Raw genomic sequence first — 26,412 nt, 5'->3', positions numbered from 1 at the left:
GTTTAAGGTGTCTCCTGATATTGTATTATTTCTTTAATTCTACCAAATTTTCATTGATTCGGCGATAGATTGTTGTCAAGTCAAGTAAGCCTTCCTCGACAGCTGGTGTCAATTGATCTTCAGTCATACGCCAAGACCAGTTTCCACCAAGGGTAGATGGGAAGTTCATACGAGCTACCTCATCCAATTCTAGCAAATCTTGCATCGTTGCAATTGCCATGAAGCTAACTGATGAAAAGACTGTACGAAGCATAGCATGTGGCACTGTTTCGTATTCTTTACGGTTAGTGTAGCGAGCCATGTATTCACGAGTCGCATCATCGATCTCGTTACGGTACCAACCAAGGACCGTATTGTTATCGTGTGTTCCTGTGTACATAACTGAGTTAGCAGGTGCCAAGTGTGGGCTATCGATGCTTTCGTCTTCTGGGTTGAAAGCAAATTGAAGAATCTTCATTCCTGGGAAGCCAGTACGTTCACGCAATTCGATAACTTCGTCTGTCATGAAACCAAGGTCTTCTGCGATGATGTTTAGCTCACCAAGCTCTTCCTTAACGGCTGCAAAAAGCTTGTAGCCAGGACCTTTCACCCACTCACCAGGTGCTGCTGTATCGGAACCAGCAGGGATTTCCCAGTAAGATTCGAAACCACGGAAGTGGTCGATACGAACGATGTCGTAGATTTTGAAGCTTTCACGCAAGCGTTCAATCCACCATTTGTAGCCGTCTTTGTCCATTGCTTCCCAGTCATAGATTGGGTTACCCCAAAGCTGACCAGTTGCAGAAAATTCATCTGGTGGGCATCCTGCGATGCAAGTCGCCTTACCGTTGACATCTGTCTTGAAGAGATGTGGATTTGCCCACATATCGCTTGAATCTTCCGCTACGTAGATTGGCATGTCCCCAACGATTTCGATGTGGTTGTCGTTAGCGTAAGCTTTCAATTTCAACCATTGTTGGAAGAAGAAGTATTGAGTCACACGGTGGTAAACCAACTTGTCTGCCAATTGTTCACGGTAGCTTTCAAGTGCTGAAGCTTTACGAGCACGAGCATCTGCATCTGGCCATTCAGTCCAAGCAAGATTATCAAAATGCTCTTTGATAGCCATATACTCTGCAAAGAGTTCAAGCCATGATTGGTTGTCTTGAGCAAATTTCTCAAAATCTTTAACATCTCCTACTTCCAAGAAACGTTTTACCGCTTTTTCTAAAAGAGGACGACGTGCATAGTAGATTTTCGCATAATCAACTTCAGACGCATCACTACCAAAGTCAACCCCTTCAAGGTCACTTGCTTGCAACAAGCCTTGTTCCACCAAGATATCTAAATCGATAAAATGAGTGTTCCCTGCGAAGGCTGAGAAAGATTGGTAAGGAGAATCTCCGTAACTAGTTGTTCCTAGTGGAAGGATTTGCCAGTAACGTTGTTTTGTGCGAACCAAGAAATCAACGAAGTCGTAAGCACTTTTACCAAATGATCCGATTCCGTATGCTCCTGGAAGAGAAGAAATGTGCATCAACACACCACTTTGACGTTTTTTCATAATAAGCACCTCATGTGTTTATAGTTAGATATTACATTTTTACGAGCGCAAACGTTTGCGCTATGATTAGTATATCTCATTTTCTTGATAAATGCAAGCGGTTTTAAATAACTTTTTTGATTATTTTTTTAAATTTTTTTCTTCTTACTCGTATATATATTCTTTCAGGAAACAAACAAAATAGGAATAAGGGTTTCACTTATCTCATTAAGCAAAAATAAAGAGAGAATCCTCCCTGCTTTCTGTTTGAAACTTAGGCAATCGTTTTCTCAACTTTTTTTAAATGTAAAACAAAACCGATTTTTGGGATTTTCTACTATTATATAATGATGAAGCGTTTACTTTTTTTACAATTTTTTTAAAAATTTTTACAAAAAACACTTGCAACCGCTTTCTGATTGTGTTATACTAGTCCCATAAAGGAAAACGTTTGCGTTTCCTCATTATAAAATTTGTTATTCTTTAGGAGGAATACACTATGTCATCTAAATTCATGAAGAGCGCTGCTGTGCTTGGAACTGCTACACTTGCTAGCTTGCTTTTGGTAGCTTGCGGAAGCAAAACTGCTGATAAGCCTGCTGATTCTGGTTCATCTGAAGCCAAAGAACTCACTTTCTACGTTGAAGACCAATATAAAGCCTTTGCTGAATCAGCTGCAAAAGCTTACGAAAAAGAAGCTGGCGTAAAAGTTACCATCAAAACAGGAGACCAAATGGGTGGGCTTGACAAACTTTCTCTTGACAACCAATCAGGTCAAGCTGCTGACGTTATGATGGCTCCATACGACCGTGTAGGTAGCCTTGGTACTGACGGACAACTTTCAGAAGTTAAATTGAGCGACGGCGCTAAAACAGATGATAAAACTAAATCTCTTGTAACAGCTGCTGATGGTAAAGTTTACGGTGCTCCTGCTGTTATCGAGTCACTTGTTATGTACTACAACAAAGACTTGGTAAAAGAAGCTCCAAAAACTTTTGCTGACTTAGAAAACCTTGCTAAAGATAGCAAATATGCCTTCGCTGGAGAAGATGGAAAAACTTCTGCTTTCCTAGCTGACTGGACAAACTTCTACTATGCATATGGACTTCTTGCTGGTAACGGTGCTTACGTATTCGGACAAAACGGTAAAGACGCCAAAGATATCGGTCTTGCAAACGACGGTTCTATCGCAGGTATCAACTACGCTAAATCTTGGTATGAAAAATGGCCTAAAGGTATGCAAGATACTGAAGGTGCTGGCAACTTAATCCAAACTCAATTCCAAGAAGGTAAAACAGCTGCTATCATCGACGGACCTTGGAAAGCTCAAGCCTTTAAAGATGCTAAAGTAAACTACGGTGTTGCAACTATCCCAACTCTTCCAAATGGAAAAGAATATGCTGCATTCGGTGGTGGTAAAGCTTGGATCATCCCATCAAGCACTAAGAACCTTGAAGGCGCTCAAAAATTTGTAGACTTCCTTGTTTCAACTGAAGAACAAAAAGCCTTCTACGATACAACTAACGAAATCCCAGCTAACACTGAAGCTCGTACATATGCTGAAGGTAAAAATGATGAGTTGACAACAGCTGTTATCAAACAGTTCAAGAACGCTCAACCAATGCCAAACATCTCTCAAATGTCTGCAGTTTGGGATCCAGCGAAAACTATGCTCTTTGATGCTGTAAGTGGTAAGAAAGATGCGAAAACAGCTGCTAACGACGCTGTAACATTGATCAAAGAAACAATCAAACAAAAATTTGGTGAATAAAAAATTTGTTCAAGGGGGGTGGAAATCAAATCCCCCTTTGAATTTATCAATCAAAAACATATATAGTTTAGGTTTTAATTAGAAACCAGTATCCTATGAAAGGAGTTATTATGGAAAAGCAACAACCTAGTAAAGCAGCTCTGCTGTCTATCATTCCTGGGTTAGGACAGATTTACAATAAACAAAAAGCCAAAGGTTTTATCTTCCTTGGTGTAACCATCGTATTCGTCCTTTACTTCCTAGCACTTGCAGCCCCTGAATTGAGCAATCTCATCACTCTTGGTGACAAACCAGGTCGTGATAATTCCCTCTTTATGCTGATTCGTGGTGCCTTCCATTTAATCTTTGTAGTTGTTTATGTACTCTTTTATTTCGCAAATATCAAAGACGCACATACAACTGCCAAACACATTAATAATGGCATACCAGTAGCACTTACCTTTAAAGAAATGGTCAAAGGAATCTATGAAAATGGCTTCCCTTACCTCTTAATCATTCCATCTTACATTGCCATGACTTTTGCGATTATCTTCCCAGTTATCGTAACCTTGATGATCGCCTTTACCAACTACGACTTCCAACACTTGCCACCAAACAAATTGTTGGACTGGGTTGGTTTGACCAACTTTACAAACATTTGGAGCTTGAGTACCTTCCGTTCTGCCTTTGGTGCCGTCCTTTCTTGGACTATCATCTGGGCTTTATCTGCCTCAACTTTACAGATCGTCATTGGTATCTTCACAGCTATCATTGCTAACCAACCATTTATCAAAGGAAAACGTATCTTCGGTGTTATTTTCCTTCTTCCTTGGGCTGTCCCAGCCTTCATCACTATCCTGACATTCTCAAACATGTTTAACGATAGTGTTGGTGCTATCAACACTCAAGTATTGCCAATCTTGGCTAAATTCCTTCCTTTCCTTGATGGTGCTCTTATTCCTTGGAAAACAGACCCAACTTGGACTAAGATTGCCTTGATTATGATGCAAGGTTGGCTTGGATTCCCATATATCTACGTTTTGACTTTGGGTATCTTGCAATCTATTCCTAACGACCTTTACGAAGCAGCTTATATTGACGGTGCCAATGCTTGGCAAAAATTCCGCAACATCACTTTCCCAATGATCTTGGCTGTTGCGGCACCTACTTTGATTAGTCAATACACCTTCAACTTTAACAACTTCTCTATCATGTACCTCTTCAATGGTGGAGGTCCTGGTAGTGTCGGAGGGGGAGCTGGTTCAACTGATATCTTGATCTCATGGATCTACCGTTTGACAACAGGTACATCTCCTCAATACTCAATGGCGGCTGCTGTTACCTTGATTATCTCTATCATTGTCATCTCAATCTCTATGATCGCATTCAAGAAACTACACGCATTTGATATGGAGGACGTCTAAGATGAATAACTCAATTAAACTCAAACGTAGACTGACTCAAACCCTTACTTACCTCTACTTGATTGGTCTATCAATCGTGATTATCTATCCACTGTTGATTACCATCATGTCAGCCTTTAAAGCAGGTAACGTCGCAGCCTTTAAACTTGATACTAACATCGACTTCAATTTTGATAACTTTAAAGGACTCTTTACTGAAACTCTATACGGTACTTGGTATCTCAATACCTTGATCATCGCCTTGGTTACCATGGCGGTTCAAACAAGTATCATCGTACTTGCTGGTTATGCCTACAGCCGTTACAACTTCTTGGCTCGTAAACAAAGTTTGGTCTTCTTCTTGATTATCCAAATGGTGCCAACCATGGCCGCTTTGACAGCCTTCTTCGTTATGGCGCTTATGTTGAACGCCCTTAACCACAGCTGGTTCCTCATCTTCCTCTACGTTGGTGGTGGTATCCCAATGAATGCTTGGCTCATGAAGGGCTACTTCGATACAGTGCCAATGTCTCTAGACGAATCTGCAAAACTAGACGGTGCAGGACACTTCCGCCGCTTCTGGCAAATTGTTCTTCCACTGGTTCGCCCAATGGTTGCCGTACAAGCTCTCTGGGCCTTCATGGGACCTTTCGGGGACTACATCCTCTCTAGTTTCTTGCTTCGTGAGAAAGAATACTTTACTGTTGCCGTAGGTCTCCAAACCTTCGTTAGCAATGCGAAGAACTTGAAGATTGCCTACTTCTCAGCAGGCGCTATCCTCATCGCCCTTCCAATCTGTATTCTCTTCTTCTTCCTACAAAAGAACTTTGTTTCAGGACTTACAAGTGGTGGCGACAAGGGATAATATATCCCCGCCACCCTTTTTCATTTTAAAACTTGTTACTGTAAAACTATCCTTGTAGCAAGCAATTTTTCTCCTAGACTTGAAATAAAGCACATTTCTCTATATAATAATACTCATATAGAAAACACCTTTTAGAAAGATACCTATGCTTCCATATCCATTTTCCTATTTTTCAAGTATTTGGGGATTTCGTAAGCCCCTGTCCAAACGTTTCGGGCTCAACTGGTTTCAGCTTCTCTTTACCAGTATCTTCCTTATCAGCTTATCTATGGTACCTATTGCCATCCAAAACAGTTCACAGGAGACTTATCCGCTAGAAACCTTTATCGATAATGTCTATGAACCATTGACAGATAAGGTTGTACAGGATCTCTCTGAACACGCTACAATTGTTGATGGCAAATTAACTTATACTGGAACATCTAGTCAAGCGCCTTCTATTGTGATCGGTCCAAGTCAAAGCAAGGAATTACCTAAAGACTTGCAACTGCATTTCGATACGAATGAGCTCGTCATCAGCAAGGAAAGTAAAGAGCTGACCCGTATCTCTTACCGAGCGATTGAGACTGAGAGTTTCAAAAGTAAAGACAGCTTGACCCAAGCCATTTCTAAAGACTGGTATCAGCAAAATCGTGTCTATATCAGTCTCTTCCTAGTTCTCGGTGCGAGCTTCCTCTTTGGTTTGAATTTCTTTATTGTCTCTCTAGGAGCGAGTCTTCTCCTTTATATCACTAAGAAATCACGCCTCTTTTCATTTAGGACCTTTAAAGAGTGCTACCATTTTATCTTGAACTGTTTAGGATTACCTACTCTGATTACGCTTATTTTGGGCTTATTTGGCCAAAATATGACAACTCTCATTACTGTACAAAATATTCTTTTTGTTCTGTATCTGGTCACTATCTTTTATAAAACGCATTTCCGTGATCTAGATTACCATAAATAGGAGATTTTTATGCCCGTTACGATTAAAGACGTGGCCAAGGCTGCTGGTGTTTCGCCTTCAACCGTAACCCGTGTTATTCAAAACAAATCAACCATTAGCGACGAAACTAAAAAACGCGTTCGCAAAGCTATGAAGGAGCTCAATTACCACCCCAACCTCAACGCTCGTAGTTTGGTAAGCAGTTATACCCAAGTTATCGGCTTGGTCCTTCCTGACGATTCAGACGCCTTCTATCAAAATCCTTTCTTCCCATCTGTCCTCCGTGGTATCGCCCAAGTTGCTTCTGAAAACCACTACGCTATTCAGATTGCAACAGGTAAAGATGAAAAAGAGCGCCTTAAAGCGATTTCACAGATGGTTTACGGTAAACGTGTGGATGGTTTAATCTTCCTTTATGCCGAAGAGGAGGATCCCTTGGTCAAACTGGTCGCTGATGAGCAGTTTCCCTTCCTCATCCTAGGAAAATCTATTTCACCCTTCATCCCTCTTGTCGATAATGACAATGTCCAAGCTGGTTTTGATGCAACCGAATATTTTATCAAAAAAGGCTGCAAACGAATTGCCTTCATTGGAGGGACTAAGCGACTCTTCGTAACGCAAGACCGTTTAACAGGCTATGAGTCAGCCCTCAAACAATACAAACTGCCACTTGATGACAATCTGACCTACTTTGCAAATGAATTTCTAGAGGAAAAAGGGTATCAATTTAGTAAACTCCTCTTTCAGCATGATCCTCAGATTGATGCTATTATTACAACCGATAGTCTCCTAGCCGAAGGGGTCTGTGACTATATTGCTAAGCACCAACTGGATGTCCCTGTTCTCAGCTTTGACTCGGTCAATCCCAAGCTCAACTTGGCAGCCTATGTTGATATCAATAGCCTAGAACTTGGTCGTGTTTCCCTTGAAACCATCCTCCAGATTATCAACGATGCTAAAAGCAATAAACAAATTTGTTACCGTCAGTTGATTGCCCACAAAATTATCGAAAAATAAAAACCAGCTCGAGCTGGTTTTTTTGATCACTAATTATCTGTTTCAACGAACCGTCCCAAAATATGAACATTCTCCGAGACAGAGACAAAGGCGCTTGGATCCACCTGTTTCATAATCTGTTTAAATTCATTAAACTCTGCACGTGTAATGACAGTGATTAAAACTGCCTTTCTTTCGTGATTATAGGTTCCTTCTGCATCGTGGATCATGGTTGCACCGCGGTGCAATTTTTTATGGATTTTTTCAATTACCTTCTCTGGATGATTGGTCACAATCATGGCCTGCATCCGTTTTTGCTTGGTAAAGACAGCGTCTGTGACACGGCTAGAGACAAAGATGGTAATCATAGAGTAGAGAGCGTATTCCCAACCAAAGGTCAAGCCTGCTATCAGCATGATAGTCCCATTGACCAAGAAAGAAATACTACCGACATTCCTCCCTGTTTTCTTGCGAATGGTCAGGCTGACGATATCCGTTCCACCACTGGAGATATTGTTTCGAAGAGCAAAACCAATCCCCAAGCCCATGACAACACCCCCAAAAAGGGCATTGATAATGGGATCCTCCGTCAAGGTCGCCACAGGGACAAACTGGATAAAGAAGGAACTCATGGATACCGTGATAAAGGTAAAGACGGTGAACTTATGGCCAATCTGATACCAAGCCAAGACCATCAAAGGAAAATTAATGGCGTAGAAGGTCAGCGAAATCGGGATATGAAAACCAAACCAGTGATTACTCAAGGCAGAGATAATCTGTGCCAGACCTGTTGCACCACTCGAATACACATGCCCTGGTTGGAAAAAGAAATTGACCGCCACTGCTGATAAAAAACCATAGACCAGAGAGGCCGAAATCTTCTCATCATACTTTTCGCGAGAGATACTTTGTAAGACACGTAAAATTTTTATCTGATGAGCAAAGCGGCGCAAATAATAGCGCCACCGCTTAATTCGTTTTGCTTGTTTCATCTTCTTCTACTTGTAAGCTGAGTTCCTCTAGTTGTTTGAGAGCTACTGTTGAAGGAGCTTGTGTCATTGGGTCAGTTGCCTTGTTGTTCTTAGGAAAGGCAATGACTTCACGGATATTTTCTTCTCCAGCTAAGAGCATGACAAATCGGTCAAGCCCGATAGCCAAGCCACCGTGTGGTGGGAAACCATAGTCCATGGCCTCAAGAAGGAAGCCAAATTGGTCATTTGCTTCTTCGGCTGAGAAACCAAGAGCCTTGAACATACGTTCTTGAAGGTCTTTTTGGTTGATACGAAGGCTACCACCACCAAGCTCATAACCGTTCAAGACAATATCGTAAGCAATGGCACGAACCTTAGCCAAATCACCTTCTAATTCGTGAGCCGTCTCTTCCTGTGGAAGGGTGAACGGATGGTGGGCGCTCATGTAACGACCTTCTTCTTCAGACCATTCAAACATTGGCCAGTCAACCACCCAAAGGAAGTTGAATTTATCGTTATCAATCAAGCCAAGCTCTTTGGCAATACGTCCACGAAGGGCACCAAGAGTTGCATTGGCCACTTCAAGCGTATCCGCCACAAAGAGAACGAGGTCCTTATCTTCAAGAGCAAGCACTGTTGTCAATTCTGCTTGGATGTCCGTCAAGAACTTAGCAACTGGTCCGTTTAATTCTCCATCAACAACCTTGACCCAAGCAAGACCTTTGGCACCATATTGTTTGGCTACTTCAGTCATCTTGTCGATGTCTTTACGTGAATAGTTGTCCGCAGCGCCTTTGACTACAATTGCTTTTACAGCAGGTGCTTCTGAAAAGACTTTAAAGTCAACACCTTTGACCACTTCTGTCAAGTCTTGAAGCAACATGTCAAAACGAGTATCAGGTTTATCAGAACCGTAAAGCGCCATAGCGTCATCATACTTCATACGTGGGAAAGGAAGAGTTACCTCAATTCCTTTTGTTTCCTTCATCACGCGCGCAATTAAACCTTCTGTGATATCTTGGATTTCTTGCTCAGTAAGGAAGGACGTTTCTAAGTCGACCTGAGTGAACTCAGGCTGACGGTCTCCACGCAAGTCCTCGTCACGGAAACATTTAACGATTTGATAGTAACGGTCAAAACCAGCATTCATCAAGAGCTGTTTCGTGATTTGTGGACTTTGAGGAAGCGCGTAAAAATGCCCTTTATTAACACGAGATGGCACCAAGTAGTCACGCGCCCCTTCAGGCGTTGACTTAGAAAGGAATGGTGTCTCCACGTCGATAAACTCCAACTCATCCAAGTAGTTGCGGATAGAGTGGGTCACTTTAGCACGAAGTTTAAGATTTTCCAACATTTCTGGACGACGAAGGTCAAGGTAACGGTAACGTAAACGTGTATCGTCATTGGCCTCAATGCCATTCTTAATCTCAAATGGGGTTGTCTTAGCTGTATTAAGCACTGTCAGAGCTGTCACGTTTAACTCAACTGCACCAGTTGGCAACTTATCATTGGCTTGCTCACGCGCAGCGACCTGTCCAGTCACCTCGATAACAAATTCGCTACGAAGGCTTTCAGCTGTTGCCATAACCTCTGCAGATACTTTTTCAGGGTTGATAACCAACTGCATGATTCCTTCACGGTCACGAAGGTCGATAAAGATCAAACCACCCAGGTCACGACGACGACCAACCCATCCTTTCAAGGTCATTTCTTGTCCGATGTGTTCCTCACGAACACGACCAGCATACATACTACGTTTCATGTTTTCTCTCCTCTTTTATTCTGTTACTATTTTACCATAAAAGCGCAGGCTCTTCATGAAAATCATCAGAAAAGTTTGCCAGTCTTTAAAAATCAAGTGAAGACTCTAAAAATTAACGCCCATACAAAAATCCGATGAAGTTCACCGGACTCTTTTATTTTGAATTTTTGCCTGCTTTACGCTTTTCAGCAATTTCGGCTGCCTTTCGAGGCAAGACAATTTCCGTTGTATAAGCTGTCCCAAAGCGCAAGACACCTGCAATAGGGGCAAAGACAACTGCTAGATAGTTGTAGAAGAAATCGCCCTTAAAGGCATAAGCTAGCGCTCCAATGATGAAAAATAGAACAACTGCCTGAATCACTGCTAATAAAATTACTCGTTTCATGTGACCTCCTGACTCTATTATAGCATGAGAATCATCAAAAAGCCGACTAAATTATTTAAAGCGTGAAGAGAAATACTGTAGACCAGACCTTTTCTGCTAATATAAGCCAAGCCCAAGCTAAAACCAAGACTAGCATAAACTAAAAATTGTTGCACATCTCCTGGGAAATGAATCAAGGCAAACAGAACACTAGTTACCAGAAGAAAAATTAGAGTTTGTTTACTATTGTCCTGCTTAGGAAAGAGGTAGCGTGCTAACATCCCTCTAAAGATAAGTTCTTCCGTCAAAGGAGCAAAAATAACGACCGCAAAGAAGGAGAAGAGTGGCTGAGCCAAGGTCAAGTCTGTCGCCATTTGTTGATTTACCGAAGGATCATCTGGCAAGAAAAACTGGACAAGCAGAGATAAGAACCAAACCAGAGCAGGAAGCCAAATAAATCGGTTGAAGCCACTCTTCTCAATATGAACAGGACCTTTCTGATACCATTTATAAATGACGTACACATATACTCCAGCCAAGGCCACATAAAGCAAGGTAGTAGCATAGGGTGAAGCGCCTAGATTCAAAGCTTCTACAGCCCCACTCTGAACGGTACCATAGATAAACACAAAGGATAGAATGGCTAGAAGAAACCAGCCAAGGTTTTTAAGTAGTTTCATAAAGGTCTCCTATTTAAAATAGCGTTTTACCATAGGTAACTGCATCACATTGATATAAACATGGATTGCTCCTACAAGCAATAAGGACAGTAATTGAATCTTTCCTGTCAAGAAAGAAATGATAAAAAGAAAAATATACAAGATTGGTAAGACATACTGATTTAATTGGAATAAAATCCGAAAACTCTGTTCCAAATTAGCCTTGCGCTCCCCTTCATCGTAAGAATCGAAATGCTCTAAGATATCCTTGGGTGTAGAGAAAAATGCCAAATCAAGCTGACGAACAAGCGCAATTGTTTTAAAAAGATATTTTTGGCTTTGTAAATACAGTACTAATTCCAAAAAAGAAAGGGAAAATGTTATACGACTTACATCGAGTACAATTACTTCGCTTCCTGAAATGAAGAGAGCCAATACAATCGCTACGGCTGTAATATTAAAAGTAATATTTCCAAACTCAAGATTACGATACATTTGCACATAATAGCTTTCATTCAGATCATCATCCATTTCCTCTTGATACAAGGAGTGAAATTTTCTGCTTTTCTTTAAGAAATTGAACGTCAAAACAATGCCAACGAAACCTAATAGTAAACAAATAGCTGATATCCATGGTATCAAGATTTTTACATCTAACATAATTCCGTGGAATTCGGCACCAGCCTTCAACATATCTACAAACATGTACAAAAAAACTCCCAAGACAAAAGGAATTAAAAATAACAAGCCATGTTTCTTTTTCATATTCATTCTCCTTTTTCACTTGCTAGATTTTTGGATTTCTTTTCAATCCAGTCAATTACTGGGATGAGGGCAAAGTAGGCCCAAACAAATTGGTCGCTTTGATAGGGACTAAACCAACTTAAGTCTATCCCAATCAGTAGAAATACGCTGATTAATAGAGCTATGGCAACTACATAATAGATTACTTTATACTTGTTCATCATTTTTCTCCTTTTTCTTCAACCGATTGAAAATGGACAAGAGGACTAAGTTAATCCAAAACAAATACTTACTTTCAACAAAATAGAACCACCCCAGTAATGTTCCAATCATAGCAAAAGCATTCACAATGAGGGCAAGAACACTCATGTAATAAATCACTTTAAACTTATTCATCACTCGTCCTCCTCCAAGCGAAATACCGATTCGACTGTTTCGTTGAAAATTTGAGATATTTTCAGGGCAATGATAATGGACGGGGTGTATTCGTCCCGTTCTAATAGACTGATGGTCTGCCTGGAAACCCCTGCCAGCTTGGCTAGGTCGGTTTGATTGAGACCATCGCGAGCTCTAAGCTCTTTTAGACGATTTTTAAGTTGCATATTACACACCTACTCTCCGTCAAATTCAATGGCTTGGATATCCTCAATACGTTGCAACTTGAATTTTTCTTTCCCATTTTTATCAACATGACGTAGTTTGACCCATTCCTCATCAACATCCACAACTTCCCAGTTATCTGGCCCAATATACACTCCCGTTATAATTGGTTTCTTTCCAATCATTTCTTGCAATAATCTCGACATTTCTGCGTTTCCTTTCTCTTTTCGCTCAAGCTTTTTGATTTTATTCTCTAGTTTCTTGATTTTTTTAGAATTATTAGAATAAAAGAAAATCATAAATAGTATAAATACTAGTACCCACATCATAGCTCCTTTCTTCTTTTCTCTTAACTTGCTTACATTGTAACACATCTTTTTCTTTTTGACAAGCATATTTGTCAAAAAGTTTATGATTTTTGTCATTTTGCAAAAGAAAAAGGTCAGGAGTAGGTTCCTGACCACTTTATCTATCATTAAAATCCTAGTTTTTCAAAGATTTCTGAGAAGTTTTGGCTGATTGTCTCAAGTGACACTTGCACTTCTTCTCGGGTTTGGTTGTTCTTGACCGTCACTTGTCCACTTTCGACTTCACTCTCTCCTAAGGTGATGAGGGTCTTAGCCGCAAAGACATCGGCTGATTTGAACTGAGCTTTGAGCTTACGGTTGAGGTAATCACGCTCTGCTTTGAAACCTTGTTGGCGAAGAGCTTGTACCAATTCCAAGGCCTTGACATTTGCTCCGTCTCCCAAGACTGCGATATAGACATCTAGGGCGTTTTCAATAGGGAGAGCCACACCTTGCTTTTCAAGAATGAGAAGTAGGCGCTCTACACCAAGTCCAAAACCAAATCCAGCAGTTTCAGGGCCACCAAAGTAAGCAACCAAACCATCATAGCGACCACCCGCACAGACTGTCAGGTCATTGCCCTCAATCTCAGTGATAAACTCGAAAATGGTGTGGTTGTAGTAGTCCAGACCACGCACCATATTGGTATCGATGATATAGTCTACTCCAAGATTCTCCAACATCTGACGCACAGCATCAAAATGAGCTTGACTTTCTTCATCAAGGAAGTCCAAGATAGAAGGTGCATTCTCTACTGCTACCTTGTCTTCTTTTTCTTTAGAGTCCAAGACACGAAGAGGATTTTCCTCCAAACGACGTTGGCTATCCTTAGACAAGGTCTCCTTGAGCGGTGTCAAATAGTCAATCAAGGCTTGACGGTAGGCCGCACGACTCTCAGGATTTCCAAGAGTGTTGAGGTGCAATTTGACACCTTGGATGCCGATTTCTTTCAGGAAATGAGCTGCCATCGCGATGGTTTCCACATCAGTAGCTGGATTGCTAGATCCAAAACACTCAACACCAATCTGGTGGAACTGGCGCAAACGCCCTGCCTGTGGACGCTCATAGCGGAACATAGGGCCCATGTAGTAGAACTTACTTGGCTTTTGTACTTCTGGGGCGAAGAGTTTATTTTCCACGTAGGAACGGACAACGGGCGCTGTTCCTTCTGGACGGAGAGTAATATGGCGATCACCCTTGTCATAAAAGTCATACATTTCCTTGGTTACGATATCCGTTGTATCTCCGACAGAACGGCTGATAACCTCGTAATGCTCAAAAATAGGCGTGCGCACTTCTGCATAGTTGTAGAGCTTGAAAATCTCACGGGCAAAGCCCTCAACGTACTGCCATTTGGCAGATTCAGCAGGTAAAATATCCTGCGTTCCTTTTGGTTTTTGTAATTTCATAGGGAATCCTCTTTAAACTTAATAGTCTTATTTTACCATAAATAAAGGGATTAAAACAGTAAGAAAAAAATTAGGATTTATACTCAATGAAAATCAAAAAGCAAACTAGGAAGTTAGCCGCAAGCTGTACTTGAGTACGGTAAGGCGACACTGACGTGGTTTGAATTTGATTTTCGAAGAGTATTAGATATCATTTTTGAGATTAAGACCTGTCAAAAGAATAGCTAGCAAGGAAAGACCAACAAATAGCATCCAAGTCAACTGTATATTCCATACGGCTACAAGTGAAAAACAGGCTGTTCCCACAGGTATGGATAAGGTGAACAATAAACCTAAAAAATTACTGGTACGAGCTAGAACATCTGGAGCTAGATTTTTCATGAGCATGGCACTAATCTTTGGTTGAACTTTACCACACACATACAGAGTTGAAAAGAGAAATAGTAAACCAAGTACGACTTGATTGAATAAATTAGCTAGACCAATTAGACTGAGTCCTACGGTCACCCACATCATCAATCTAGGCAAGGACTGCTTCCCAAAATAATCATTGCCCGTAAGGCTACTGATGATGATTGCTACTAAAACACCGAATTGATTGATAAATAGTGCCTCTGTGTAAGAAAAATTCAAGAGAGAATGGCTCAAAAAGAAGATGTTATAGATGCTTCCTAAAGCCCCACCCAAGGCATTGATAAGTAAGACAGCAAAGATCATGAAACCAAAGTTTTTCTGTCCACCTTTAAGAAAAACGAGACGTAAATTTCGGTAAATTGTTAGGAACTGGTCTTTGATAGAAAGCTTCTCATTTTTTAGTGATTCACCATCAGCGGATGAAATCGACAGTCTCAATTTGCTTTTTCCTAAAAAGAGGATAACGGCTGATACTAGGAAAAAACAGGCATTGATTCCCGCAACAAGGGAAAAATTGTTGACCGATAGGCCTAAGAGCCAGACTCCGAAAGCTTGACCACCAATAGCTGAAATATAGGTGATGAACTGGGAAAAAGAGTAAGCTTCCATCAGATCATCTTCAGCTACTTTCTCCTTAATAAGAGGCATGCGCAAGCCACCTGCAAAATCACTAATCACATCACTAATGACATTGATCAAACACAGGCTAGAAAAGGCAAAGAGACTAGCTTGCTGAACAACTAGGGCTGCTAGAAAAAATAAAACCGCCTGAAACAAACCGCTATAGATCATCCATTTGACCTTGTCCCTCGTGTAATCTGCCCGAATCCCTACAAAAACTGTAAAGAGAGTCGGAATAATCATGACAATATTCGCCATAGCAACAGCAAAGGATGCTTGTGACAAGGTCGATGCATAGACGATAAATACCAGGTTGAAAATCGAAGCACCAAAAGCATTGAAGAAGCGTGACAAAGTCAAGAGACGATAAGCTTGATTTCTGAACAATAGTTTCATAGGTAATCTCCCTTCTTGTTCAAATACTCAATGAAAATCAAAGAGCAAACTAGGAAGCTAGCCGAAGGCTGTACTTGAGTACGGCAAGGTGAAGCTGACGTGGTTTGAATTTGATTTTCGAAGAGTATAAGTTTTATGTGAAGTATGACTATAGTATAGCACTTAGAAATTCTAGAGGAAAAACTTTTGAATATATGCAACAAACAAAATGAGCAAAAAAACGATAGAACTTCTTTGATAACCTGTGAGAGCTCAACAATTCTATCGCTTCAAATTTTAAATAATTTTCTTAGTTTGCAGATATTCAACAATCGGTCGTTTTTCGATAGTATTCGGCAGATTTGTTACAACCAAGCATCTCAAAAATACGGACAGCATCTTCCATCTTTTTCTGGCCTTCCTTGACTCTGCCTTGCTTGCTATCAAGGAGACCTTCCGCCCACAAATAGACAATTCGGAAATAGGTCTCATTTTCATTGTAGAAATGCTCTTTGATAACACGTTTAAAATAATGGGAATTAGTAAATTCTTCACACTCAATGCTAGCTAAAAAGCCATTCAATAGTATAGTGTGAAACAGGTTTCGATTGCCAGACACTTCCATTAGAAAATCAGATTTACGTACCATTTCTCTAACATACCTAGTGAAAAGAGAAACAGATAGAAATGGTGAACTGACTGAAAATAAATTGAGTTCATAGATTCCCCAGATCTCGGTAGAAAACAAATAATCATGAAGGACTTTCCCTTCCTCTGCTGTTAACTCTACCCTTTCATCCATGCTCTTCATATAAGACTTGATAATAATGGCATTTAGAATATGTTTCTGTTTGTTTTGAGAATGGGCATGCTTTTGATACTCCCTGCGATACAAGTCTTCAAGAGGAGCTATATTCTTTGGATCCAAGACATCTATGATTTCTTTTCTCAACTCAGAATCTGTATCATACTGAAAACCTCTCGCTAGAAAGAGGATTTCCTCTACACTGGCAGATATATTTTCTAGGGCAAATAGAAACTTTTCCACCGAAAGCTCACTCTGACCTGTTTCAAAGCGAGATAACATAGACGGCGAAAATTGTCCCCCAGTTGCTTGTCTCAGCGAGATATTTCTTGATTCTCGTAATTGTCTAAAGACTTTTCCAATCTGCTCCATAGGCTTCCCCTTGATTCCGTATTTTCTTCATTTTATCATATTTTTCAGAAAATTCATCAAAAACTTGCCAAATTGTCAGAATTATGAGAAAATAGAGGATATTTATCACGTGGAGGGACTGTAATGAGAGAGGATATCAAAATCAATGACCGTGCTTTGGCCTTACAAGACCAAATTATCGAAAAACTAGAGAAGGTTTTTGATACAGATGTGGAATTGGATGTTTACAATCTAGGACTGATTTATGAAATCAATCTGGATGAAACGGGTCTCTGCAAGATTGTCATGACCTTCACCGATACTGCCTGCGATTGTGCCGAAAGCCTGCCTATCGAAATCGTGGCAGGTCTCAAACAAATCGAGGGTATCGAAGATGTCAAGGTTGAAGTTACCTGGTCGCCTGCTTGGAAAATCACACGAATCAGTCGCTACGGCCGTATTGCCCTTGGACTGCCACCTCGTTAAGCAGGCAAATCACTTTTGGAGATGAAAAAAAGCAAGCCGAAGTTGGCTTGCTTTTTGAGTTTATTTTTTACCTGACTTGTCCATATTCCAGAAGTCTGTCACGGCTCCGCGTGAAGCAGATGATACGATGTGGGCATATTTACCAAGAACACCACGGCTATAAAGTGGTGGCAAGGTTGTTTCTGCCTTACGTTTTTCAAGTTCTTCTTCAGATACGGCCATGGAAATTTCTTTGGTATCTTGGTCAACCGTAACGATATCGCCTGTACGAAGGTAAGCGATTGGTCCACCATCCTGAGCTTCAGGAGCAATATGTCCAACAACCAGACCATAAGTACCACCAGAGAAACGTCCGTCTGTCAAGAGGGCAACCTTGTCTCCCTGACCTTTACCAACAATCATTGATGAAAGTGACAGCATCTCAGGCATACCAGGACCACCCTTAGGCCCCACGAAACGAACAACGACAACATCGCCATCAACGATTTCATCTGTCAGAACGGCCTGAATCGCATCTTCTTCTGAGTCAAAGACCTTAGCTGGACCAACGTGACGACGCACTTTCACACCTGATACCTTGGCAACCGCACCGTCAGGAGCAAGGTTCCCGTTCAAGATGATAAGCGGACCGTCCGCACGTTTTGGATTTTCAAGTGGCATGATGACTTTTTGACCTGGTGTGAGGTCTGCAAAGTCAGCCAAGTTCTCAGCAACTGTCTTACCAGTACATGTAATGCGGTCTCCGTGAAGGAAACCATTTGCCAACAAGTACTTCATAACCGCAGGGACACCACCAACTTCGTAGAGGTCTTGGAAGACATACTGACCAGAAGGTTTCAAGTCGGCCAAGTGAGGCACACGCTCTTGGATCATATTGAAGTCCTCAAGTGTCAAGTCAACATTGGCAGCATGGGCAATGGCAAGCAAGTGAAGAGTGGCGTTTGTAGAACCACCAAGAGCCATGGTTACAGTGATGGCATCTTCAAAGGCTTCACGAGTCAAGATATCAGATGGTTTGAGACCAAGCTCCAGCATCTTAACAACAGCACGTCCTGCTGCTTCGATATCTTCTTTCTTATCAGCTGATTCAGCTGGGTGAGATGAAGATCCTGGCAAACTCATCCCTAGAACTTCGATTGCAGTCGCCATGGTATTAGCTGTATACATACCACCACAGCCACCAGGGCCAGGGCAGGCATTACATTCAAGACGTTTCACGTCCTCAGCTGTCATGTCACCGTGGTTCCATTTTCCGATACCCTCAAAAACAGAAACCAAGTCAATGTCTTTGCCATCAAGATTTCCCGGTGCAATAGTTCCACCATAGGCGAAAATGGCTGGAATATCCATATTGGCAATAGCAATCATAGAACCAGGCATGTTCTTGTCACAGCCACCGATAGCGACGAAGGCATCAACGTTGTGACCACCCATAGCCGCCTCGATAGAGTCCGCAATGATATCACGAGATGTCAAAGAGAAACGCATACCAGGCGTCCCCATGGCAATCCCGTCCGCTACAGTGATAGTCCCAAACTGCACAGGCCAAGCACCTGCTGATTTGACACCCTCTTTAGCCAATTTCCCGAAATCATGCAAGTGAATGTTACATGGTGTATTTTCCGCCCAGGTCGAAATAACCCCTACAATCGGTGTTTCAAAGTCCTTATCTGTCATACCAGTCGCACGAAGCATGGCACGGTTTGGTGATTTTACCATGCTGTCATAAATGCTACTGCGGTGACGTTTATCTAATTCAGTCATCTTATCCCTCCCATTTCAGTTTTTACTATTATAGCACATTTTAAAGGCAATGAACAGAAGAAAATTCTTGAATTTTCAGAAAATTCTATACACATATAAACATTTTAAATTAAAAACAACAAAGCGGATCAGGGCACTTTCTGATTACCAGAATATGCTTTTAATCCGCTTGCTTTAAATAACGTAATGTAATTTTTACAGAAGTTCTTTCAGATAAGTGTATTTAACATCTATCTTGCATTATAAAACTCTAGAACTTTCTCTTTTATATTCGATTCACTCAAACCATATTCATTAAGAAGATAATCCATTTTCCCTACTTGACCGAATCTTTCTTGAACACCCATCCGATGAATTTTTGTTATTCCATCATCAGAGAATAATTCACATAAAGCACTGCCAATTCCACCTATCTGATTGTGGTTTTCTACAGTAAATATAGTTTTTCCACTTAACATTGTTTTTATCTGTTCTGGTATCGGTTTGATTCTAAATAAATCTATCACACCTACTGAATAACCTAATTTAAACAGTTCATCCGCAACTCGAATACTTGGAGCAACCATTATGCCAGAAGCAACTATTACAACATCTTCACCGTGTCTTAACTCAATGTAGCCTTTAGAAAAATCTTCTCCACCTTGATATACAGCCTCTGGAGCTTTTCTAATTGTTCGAATATATTTTAGTCCTTTTAAGTCTAATGTCTGGTTCAAGATTTCACGAAATTGGATATCATCAGTTGCTTCGAAAATGATTGATTTAGGAATTAAACGTAACAATCCAATTTCTTCAAATGGCATATGTGTCCCACCATTCATTTCTGCAGTTACTCCTGCATCTGATCCAATCACAGTGGCATCCAATTGTGCGTATCCAAGAGAAATAAATAATTGATCAAATACTCTTCGTGAAGCAAAAGGGCCAAATGTATGAAGATAAGGTCTAAACCCCTGAATAGATAAACCTGCTGCAAGCCCGACCATTTCTGCTTCCATGATTCCAACATTCACATAACGGTCTCTAAAGTCCTTTTCAAGATTATTAGTAGCCATAGAACTTGACAAATCTGCTTCTAAAACTACTATATCAGAATAACTTTGGTTAGCCTCTAGAAGGAAATCTCTATACACATGTCGTAATTCTTTCGTACTTCTCATCATTCTGTTTCCTCCAATTCCTGACTTAATCTTTCTACAACTGAAGTTAACATTTGTCTCTCCTCTACAGTAGGGCGAAGATGATGATTGGATTTCATTTCTTCCAGCTCTCGAACTCCTTGACCTTTAATAGTATCTAATACAATACACTTAGGGGATGAATTATTTGACTGTTTTAATTGGATAATCCCTTCATAAATTTCTCTAATATCTGAACCATTGACCCTAATGGATTCAAACCCAAATGCTGAGAATTTTTCTACAAAATCACCTGGATTACAAATATCCTTTGTAAAACCATCTAATTGTTTTTTGTTATCGTCTACAAATACAATTAAATTAGATAACTGTTGATGAGAAGCAAACTGTATAGCCTCCCAACATTGTCCCTCATTTAACTCACCATCTCCAACAATAGCATAGGTATAAAAGGGACTTTTTCTTATTCTCTGACCATATGCAAGTCCGGTTGCAACACTAATTCCCTGTCCTAAAGAGCCAGTTGTCATATCTATGCCCGGCGTTAGATTTCTATCAGGATGAGACGGTAATTTGGTTCCATTTGTATTTAAAGAATATAAGAATTCTTTGTCAAAGAAACCATTCAAATAGAGTGTGCTGTACAAAGCTGGTCCAGCATGTCCCTTGGATAAAACAAAATAATCTCTATCTCGTGACGCAAATATTTCTGGAGTCATCGGCATTATTTCACCATAAAGCACTGCTAAAACTTCTACTATAGACAGACTCCCTCCATAATGGCCGAATCCAAGATGATTCAATGTTCTAAGAGTATTTAATCGGATTTTTGTTGCAAATTTTCTTAACTCATCTTCTCTATTTTCACTTAAAATCATCCCTTATTCCTCCTTTGCAGATGGCTTTTTAATAAAGGATACTCCAAACATAACTGCTAGAATAAGAACAAGACCAATAACAATGCCTGCTTGCGAGCCAAATTGATTCAACATTCCTAAAATAATTCCTGATAGACCAAAATCTGCATCTGAGAAAGTTGACCCTTGGAAACCAAGTCCTCCCAAAACTGGCATTAAAAAGACTGGAAGAAAACTAATTAAAATACCTTGTAAAAATGCTCCAATAGTGGCTCCACGAACACCACCAGATGCATTCCCAATGACACCTGCAGTCGCTCCACAGAAGAAATGAGGCACAACGCCTGGTAAGATGACAACCGTTCCTGAAGCAATCATAATTGCCATACTTACTAAACCACCAACAAAACTAGAGATAAATCCAATTAGGACTGCATTAGGTGCATAAGTATAAACAATCGGACAATCCAAAGCAGGTTTTGAATTAGGTACAAGACGCTCTGAAATACCTTTAAAGGCTGGAACAATTTCACCCAAAATAAGGCGAACACCTGCTAAAATAACAAATACACCTGCTGCAAATTGACCTGCTAATTGTAAAGCATAAACTAGACCACTTGTACCATTACTGATTTCTTTTTCTATATATTCTGACCCTGCAAAGATAGCTACAATAATGTAAATAACTGCCATAGATAAAGTAATACTAACAGTACTATCACGTAAAAAAGCTAAACTCTTTGGAAATTTAATGTCCTCTGTTGATTTTGATTTGTCACCGATAAGGCTACCAGTGAAACCACTTAACCAATATCCCAAAGAACTGAAATGACCTAAAGCCACCTTGTCATTTCCAGTTAATTGAACCATATATTTTTGCACAAATGCCGGGGAAACACTCATAATAATACCGAGTGCTAATCCTCCTAGTAAGATAAGAGGCAAACTTGTAAAGCCAGCAACTGATAAAATGACCGCAATCATACACGCCATATATAGAGTGTGGTGCCCTGTTAAAAAGATATATTTGAATCGAGTAAAACGAGCAATTAAGATATTGAATACCATACCTGCAAACATAATCATTGCAGTAGCTGAGCCATATGTGGTTAAAGCTACTGCTACAATTGCTTCATTATTCGGTACAACTCCAGATAAATGAAAAGCATGTTCAAACATGGTACCAAATGGATTCAAAGAATTTTGTACAATTCCTGCACCACCAGATACAACTAAGAAACCAACAAAGGTCTTAATTCCACCTTTAATAATATCAGGTAATTTCTTCTTCTGAAGAACTAATCCTAAGATTGCAATTAAAGCTACTAAAATAGCTGGTGTACTAACAATATCCAATATGAACTTCATCATGACGCTAGCCTCCTAAATAAGTCCTTTTTCTTCACAAAGTTTAGTAATTAATTCTCGTAGTTCATCCATATCAATAATACTATTTAAGATACGAACATCTCCAAGATGACTAGCTGAATCAGCTAAATCACGACCAACAATCCAAATATCAGCTGCATTTGGATCTGCTCCACCTAAATCATAGTGTTCAACTTCTACATCTGAAACATTCAAATCACTCAATACAGATTCAATATTCATCTGTACCATAAAACTTGAACCTAATCCTGAACCACAAGCTGTACCAATTTTTAACATTATCTAATCCTCCTGTTTAATTATCATTTCAATGTCATCATAGTTTTTTGATGATATTAAAGTTTGAACATGATTTTTATCTCTTAAAATTGTTGTTAAATGTGACAAAGCCTTTAAATGACTCTCATTATCAATAGCTGCAATACAAATCAACAATCTTACCTCTTGTTCTGGATTATCCAATAAATAAATCGGTTCTTCCAAAACTAACATTGACATTCCTATTTCATTCACACCTTCATCTGGCCGAGCGTGAGGAATTGCTACTCCCTTCCCTAAATTAATAAAAGGCCCAAACTCTTCTACTTTTTGAATCATTGCCTCAGGGTAGTTCTCAGTTATCTTATGTTGATCCAAAAGCGGTTTAGCTGCTAAACGAATTGCCTCCTTCCATCCTAATTTTTCCGAACTAACCTGATAAGTTTCTTTTGTAATTAATTCTTCTAACAATGGTAACACTTCCTTTCTGTTCATTTCTTGATAGAGATACCTCTTTAATGCTAATTTTAACTCTAATTCTTGTGTGATTACACTATATCGTCTTACTATGCTAATTATCTGATTAAGCTCAATATCTCGATAACCTGTATCTGGGAAATCTTTTGATACCAATTCAACTAACTGTGTTGTTTGTTCTTCCGTCATCATAACAGAAACTAGATAATTTGGCTTCTCTGTATCCACCTTTATAGTAGAAAAAACCATATCATAGTCACTACTAGTTTTCGCATATAAATCATCAATCTTTGAGGTTCCTATAAACTCAATTTGAGGGAATAATGCTAATAGATTCTCTTTTATCATCAATGAAGAACTAATTCCATTAGGACAGATAATTGCTGCTTTATAACATTTTTGAGGCAAATTGTCTGCTTTCTTTAAATATCCTCCAAAATGGATAACAAAATATGCTGTTTCACTATCAGGTATGGGCTTGTCAATAGCGTCCATCAAGGGAGTCAAAGAATCTTTTACTAGTTCAAATAAATCAGGATAATGTTCTTTAACATGCAACACATATTCATTTGAGCTAGGTAAGCCGAACTTTAATCTATAGTAAGCCGGTATAAGGTGGCGGCGAAGATTTTCTCTCAATACTTCTCTTTGTTTAAAATGTAACAAAGAAATATCTTCCATTCTACTTACAATAGCCTCTGTTAATTGATTAAAGTAAACCGGAGCAACATCTACTTCACCTTCAAAGCAACTTGATAATAAAACTGTGACATAGCGATAATCATCCTCTGAAAATACCGTATCTATAATTCCCAAATCAACTACTGTATCTAATAAAATAGTCGTTATATCTTGAATAATAGGAGATACTAATGTCTCTGAAAGACATACTCTTTCAACATCCCTTTGATACCTACATATAATGAATACTAAACCGAAAAGGCAAACTTTTAATTGATTAACAATAGGTACTATCTGTAGCTTTTCATAATAATCTTTAACTACCTGATCAATCAAATCATAAGTTAATGAATACCCCCAACTGGATAAAACATAATCCAACCCCCAAATCCCTATGGAGGATTCCAGCAACTCACTAACCATTTGAAAAGCTAAACGGTGCTTATTCCACTCTGAACCGTGTAAAGTATAACCTTTTGCTCTACTGTACCCTAGCTCCAAATCATTATCTAACATAATCTTTCTTAATGATTGAATATCAGATAAGGTTGTATTCTTACTTACTTTCAAAAAGTCTTGGTAATGATTATTCGATATAAAATCTAATCGGCAAAAAGTGTAAAGATAGATTAAAGCTAAGCGAGTCGACTTTGGTAAAACCAATTCATCCGACTTAATAATATCTGTCAAAGACTGCTTCGTACGATTTGATAAACTATAGCGACCTTGTTTTTTATCCAGCACTATCCCTTTATTAGCTAGATAAGGCACTAAATAATCTATTCCTTCTTTGACTTCCTTTATAGGTAAGCTCACCTTAACAGATAATTCATATAATGATAGCTCACAATGATCCATCAAAGTCATCAAAATAACTAGTGCTCTATAATCAAACATTTCTCTTCCTTTCTAACTACAATTATAGTGTAAAAGTTATAAGAATAAAAGAGTATTTCAGCACAATATAATCTCACTTCCTATAAGTAATTATTGGGCTGAAACTTTTTAGTGATTATTTGTCAACTTTCTATTAATTTTTAAAAACAAAATGATATCATTTAGATATCAAATAACAGAGGTCATTCTTATGACTGAAAAACTAATCAATTCATAACCAAATGGTGTATTAGCATTGATTCTCATTGAGTTGACAATCGTACTTGGTATCTTTATATTTAAAATGGGTGTTGGTTCGGAAAACATTTTTGGAATTATTATCGGACCTTTACTAATCGTAATTGCAACGCTAACTCATGCTGGTTTAAAAGTTGTCAAACCTCAGGAGGCTATGGTTCTGACACTCTTTGGTAACTATACAGGTACCATCAAAGAACCTGGCTTTTACTTTGTCAATCCCTTCAGCGTAGCAGTCAACCCTGCAAACCACACTCGACTTGGACAAAGTGGTGATGTTAGCACAAAATCTCCTTTTTTAGGAGCTAAATCATCAAATGACAATGACTGCTTAGGAAATCCTTGAAGCACGTATCACTTACCTAGCTTATGCTACAGAAATTACTACCATTATTGATGCCCGTAAGATGATTGTAGATGGTGCTGTAGGAATGGTTGAAATGGCACTAGAACGGCTCAATGAAGGGGAATTGGTAGAGCTTGACGAAGAACGAAAAGCTGCTATGGTTTCAAATCTCCTAGTCGTCCTCTGTGGCAATCATGATGCACAACCAATTGTCAACACAGGAAGTCTTTACTAAAGATGGTTGAAGCTAAAAAAAACATATCCCCCTTCGACTCTCAACAAAGTTATACGCTGCACTCGCATCATGGGCAGAAGATGACTTTCGTTCAGTCAATGGGCAAATCGAATATCTCCTTACAGAATGTGTCAAACAACGGAAGAAAGACGGAAAATACGTATCAGAAACCATTGACGAACCATTTGAGATTGATATTTAACACCTTCTCCTGTCTGCTAGGTCTGACAGGAGAATTTTTTCATCTTTTTTTGTCAAGTAACTTTACTTTACAAAAAAAATGTGTTATCCTAGTATGGTTGATGAAAATCAGTAGATTGAATCGAATATAAATACCTAAAGGAGAAATCAAAATGGCAGTACCTGCACGTCGCACTTCAAAAGCGAAGAAAAACAAACGTCGTACACACTACAAAGTAACAGCTCCATCTGTAAACTTTGACGAAACTACTGGAGATTACTCACGTTCTCACCGTGTATCACTTAAAGGATACTACAAAGGACGTAAGATCGCTAAAGCTGCATCAGCTGAATAATAGAAGGGAGATACCATGCGCGTAAATATTACACTTGAACACAAAGAATCTGGTGAACGCTTGTACCTTACTTCTAAAAACAAACGTAACACTCCAGACCGTCTTCAATTGAAGAAATACTCACCAAAACTTCGCAAACACGTTGTGTTTACAGAAGTTAAGTAAGCATTCAATACGAATCAATACGAATCAATACAGAAGAAAAACGCTGATTCAAGCGTTTTTTC

The 26,412-nt window shown here is 39.5% G+C and carries 28 protein-coding genes and 1 pseudogene; 10 read left to right on the top strand and 19 right to left on the bottom strand.

Annotation, left to right across the window (positions count from 1 at the left end; genetic code table 11):
* Positions 1–25: 25 nt before the first annotated feature.
* Positions 26–1,543: a 4-alpha-glucanotransferase gene (gene malQ / locus N8N51_RS07180; protein WP_000747276.1), complete on the bottom strand. Its 1,518-nt coding sequence runs from the start codon at positions 1,541–1,543 to the stop codon at positions 26–28.
* 478 nt (positions 1,544–2,021) lie between these two features.
* On the opposite strand from malQ, the gene N8N51_RS07175 reads away from it, so the two are divergent.
* The 5 genes from N8N51_RS07175 to N8N51_RS07155 all read left to right on the top strand — a co-directional run bounded on the left by N8N51_RS07175 (position 2,022) and on the right by N8N51_RS07155 (position 7,482).
* Complete coding sequence (locus N8N51_RS07175) at positions 2,022–3,293, top strand: extracellular solute-binding protein (RefSeq protein WP_023947615.1); 1,272 nt, start codon at positions 2,022–2,024, stop codon at positions 3,291–3,293.
* Positions 3,294–3,403: 110 nt separating this feature from the next.
* Complete coding sequence (locus N8N51_RS07170) at positions 3,404–4,696, top strand: sugar ABC transporter permease (protein ID WP_031237127.1); 1,293 nt, start codon at positions 3,404–3,406, stop codon at positions 4,694–4,696.
* 1 nt (position 4,697) lies between these two features.
* The gene (locus tag N8N51_RS07165; RefSeq protein ID WP_261103888.1) at positions 4,698–5,540 is read left to right on the top strand and encodes a sugar ABC transporter permease; all 843 of its coding nucleotides are present in this window, start codon (positions 4,698–4,700) and stop codon (positions 5,538–5,540) included.
* Between the two features lie 145 nt (positions 5,541–5,685).
* Entirely contained in the window at positions 5,686–6,486 is an 801-nt protein-coding gene (locus tag N8N51_RS07160; RefSeq protein WP_261103887.1) for a DUF1189 domain-containing protein, read from the top strand.
* A 9-nt stretch (positions 6,487–6,495) separates the two neighbouring features.
* Positions 6,496–7,482, top strand: coding sequence for a LacI family DNA-binding transcriptional regulator (locus tag N8N51_RS07155; protein ID WP_140224602.1), 987 nt, complete (start codon positions 6,496–6,498; stop codon positions 7,480–7,482).
* Positions 7,483–7,511: 29 nt separating this feature from the next.
* On the opposite strand, the gene N8N51_RS07150 is transcribed toward N8N51_RS07155, so the two are convergent.
* The 12 genes from N8N51_RS07150 to rgg form a co-directional block, all read right to left on the bottom strand.
* Positions 7,512–8,453, bottom strand: a complete 942-nt coding sequence (locus N8N51_RS07150; protein WP_261103886.1) for a YitT family protein — start codon at positions 8,451–8,453, stop codon at positions 7,512–7,514.
* Positions 8,431–10,194, bottom strand: a complete 1,764-nt coding sequence (gene aspS, locus N8N51_RS07145) for an aspartate--tRNA ligase (protein ID WP_261103885.1) — start codon at positions 10,192–10,194, stop codon at positions 8,431–8,433. Before aspS ends, N8N51_RS07150 begins: the two co-directional genes overlap by 23 nt.
* A 154-nt stretch (positions 10,195–10,348) precedes the next feature.
* Positions 10,349–10,579, bottom strand: coding sequence for a hypothetical protein (locus N8N51_RS07140; RefSeq protein WP_000832184.1), 231 nt, complete (start codon positions 10,577–10,579; stop codon positions 10,349–10,351).
* 17 nt (positions 10,580–10,596) lie between these two features.
* Positions 10,597–11,238 carry a CPBP family intramembrane glutamic endopeptidase gene (locus N8N51_RS07135; RefSeq protein ID WP_000771205.1) on the bottom strand — a complete coding sequence of 214 codons (642 nt, stop codon included), beginning with the start codon at positions 11,236–11,238 and terminating at the stop codon, positions 10,597–10,599.
* A 9-nt stretch (positions 11,239–11,247) separates the two neighbouring features.
* Positions 11,248–11,988: a DUF3169 family protein gene (locus N8N51_RS07130; protein ID WP_261050165.1), complete on the bottom strand. Its 741-nt coding sequence runs from the start codon at positions 11,986–11,988 to the stop codon at positions 11,248–11,250.
* Positions 11,985–12,182: a hypothetical protein gene (locus N8N51_RS07125; protein ID WP_261050163.1), complete on the bottom strand. Its 198-nt coding sequence runs from the start codon at positions 12,180–12,182 to the stop codon at positions 11,985–11,987. The genes N8N51_RS07130 and N8N51_RS07125 overlap by 4 nt, the downstream gene beginning before the upstream one ends.
* Positions 12,169–12,357 (bottom strand): hypothetical protein, encoded by a 189-nt coding sequence (locus N8N51_RS07120; RefSeq protein WP_173276592.1) that lies wholly within the window; start codon positions 12,355–12,357, stop codon positions 12,169–12,171. Before N8N51_RS07120 ends, N8N51_RS07125 begins: the two co-directional genes overlap by 14 nt.
* Complete coding sequence (locus tag N8N51_RS07115; RefSeq protein ID WP_001176227.1) at positions 12,357–12,563, bottom strand: helix-turn-helix transcriptional regulator; 207 nt, start codon at positions 12,561–12,563, stop codon at positions 12,357–12,359. The genes N8N51_RS07120 and N8N51_RS07115 overlap by 1 nt, the downstream gene beginning before the upstream one ends.
* A 9-nt stretch (positions 12,564–12,572) precedes the next feature.
* On the bottom strand, positions 12,573–13,037 hold the full coding sequence (locus N8N51_RS07110) for a hypothetical protein (protein WP_314725849.1): 465 nt from the start codon (positions 13,035–13,037) through the stop codon (positions 12,573–12,575).
* Positions 13,037–14,317 carry a histidine--tRNA ligase gene (gene hisS, locus N8N51_RS07105; RefSeq protein WP_064275807.1) on the bottom strand — a complete coding sequence of 427 codons (1,281 nt, stop codon included), beginning with the start codon at positions 14,315–14,317 and terminating at the stop codon, positions 13,037–13,039. The genes N8N51_RS07110 and hisS overlap by 1 nt, the downstream gene beginning before the upstream one ends.
* 183 nt (positions 14,318–14,500) lie before the next feature.
* Complete coding sequence (locus N8N51_RS07100) at positions 14,501–15,748, bottom strand: MFS transporter (RefSeq protein ID WP_261103884.1); 1,248 nt, start codon at positions 15,746–15,748, stop codon at positions 14,501–14,503.
* Between the two features lie 304 nt (positions 15,749–16,052).
* Positions 16,053–16,904 carry a quorum-sensing system transcriptional regulator Rgg gene (rgg, locus tag N8N51_RS07095; RefSeq protein ID WP_261050161.1) on the bottom strand — a complete coding sequence of 284 codons (852 nt, stop codon included), beginning with the start codon at positions 16,902–16,904 and terminating at the stop codon, positions 16,053–16,055.
* A 123-nt stretch (positions 16,905–17,027) separates the two neighbouring features.
* Between rgg and N8N51_RS07090 the strand changes: the two genes are divergently transcribed.
* The gene (locus N8N51_RS07090) at positions 17,028–17,369 is read left to right on the top strand and encodes a metal-sulfur cluster assembly factor (protein ID WP_001206380.1); all 342 of its coding nucleotides are present in this window, start codon (positions 17,028–17,030) and stop codon (positions 17,367–17,369) included.
* Between the two features lie 60 nt (positions 17,370–17,429).
* On the opposite strand, the gene ilvD is transcribed toward N8N51_RS07090, so the two are convergent.
* The 6 genes from ilvD to N8N51_RS07060 form a co-directional block, all read right to left on the bottom strand.
* A complete protein-coding gene (gene ilvD / locus N8N51_RS07085) occupies positions 17,430–19,133 on the bottom strand; it encodes a dihydroxy-acid dehydratase (protein ID WP_125454808.1) in 1,704 nt (567 codons plus the stop codon).
* Positions 19,134–19,363: 230 nt separating this feature from the next.
* Entirely contained in the window at positions 19,364–20,296 is a 933-nt protein-coding gene (locus N8N51_RS07080) for a transketolase family protein (protein ID WP_000986407.1), read from the bottom strand.
* Positions 20,293–21,150 carry a transketolase gene (locus tag N8N51_RS07075; protein WP_024056493.1) on the bottom strand — a complete coding sequence of 286 codons (858 nt, stop codon included), beginning with the start codon at positions 21,148–21,150 and terminating at the stop codon, positions 20,293–20,295. Before N8N51_RS07075 ends, N8N51_RS07080 begins: the two co-directional genes overlap by 4 nt.
* A gap of 3 nt (positions 21,151–21,153) precedes the next feature.
* Positions 21,154–22,500, bottom strand: a complete 1,347-nt coding sequence (locus N8N51_RS07070; protein ID WP_024056492.1) for a PTS ascorbate transporter subunit IIC — start codon at positions 22,498–22,500, stop codon at positions 21,154–21,156.
* 12 nt (positions 22,501–22,512) lie between these two features.
* On the bottom strand, positions 22,513–22,797 hold the full coding sequence (locus N8N51_RS07065) for a PTS sugar transporter subunit IIB (RefSeq protein ID WP_000912476.1): 285 nt from the start codon (positions 22,795–22,797) through the stop codon (positions 22,513–22,515).
* 3 nt (positions 22,798–22,800) lie between these two features.
* Positions 22,801–24,831: a BglG family transcription antiterminator gene (locus tag N8N51_RS07060; RefSeq protein WP_024056491.1), complete on the bottom strand. Its 2,031-nt coding sequence runs from the start codon at positions 24,829–24,831 to the stop codon at positions 22,801–22,803.
* Between the two features lie 235 nt (positions 24,832–25,066).
* Here N8N51_RS07060 and N8N51_RS07055 point away from each other — a divergent pair.
* From N8N51_RS07055 to rpmG, 4 genes and pseudogenes are all read left to right on the top strand, one after another.
* Positions 25,067–25,649 (top strand): annotated as a pseudogene (locus tag N8N51_RS07055) (SPFH domain-containing protein).
* Between the two features lie 25 nt (positions 25,650–25,674).
* Positions 25,675–25,851: a type II toxin-antitoxin system antitoxin gene (locus tag N8N51_RS07050; protein ID WP_033608448.1), complete on the top strand. Its 177-nt coding sequence runs from the start codon at positions 25,675–25,677 to the stop codon at positions 25,849–25,851.
* Positions 25,852–26,002: 151 nt separating this feature from the next.
* Entirely contained in the window at positions 26,003–26,185 is a 183-nt protein-coding gene (rpmF, locus tag N8N51_RS07045) for a 50S ribosomal protein L32 (RefSeq protein ID WP_000290417.1), read from the top strand.
* Positions 26,186–26,200: 15 nt separating this feature from the next.
* Positions 26,201–26,350 carry a 50S ribosomal protein L33 gene (rpmG, locus tag N8N51_RS07040; protein WP_001265622.1) on the top strand — a complete coding sequence of 50 codons (150 nt, stop codon included), beginning with the start codon at positions 26,201–26,203 and terminating at the stop codon, positions 26,348–26,350.
* Positions 26,351–26,412: the final 62 nt, after the last annotated feature.

The organism is Streptococcus mitis (assembly GCF_946188685.1).
GTDB lineage: Bacteria > Bacillota > Bacilli > Lactobacillales > Streptococcaceae > Streptococcus > Streptococcus mitis_CC.
Note: the sequence above shows the minus strand (reverse complement) of the source record. Positions and strands in the feature narration are given on the sequence as shown.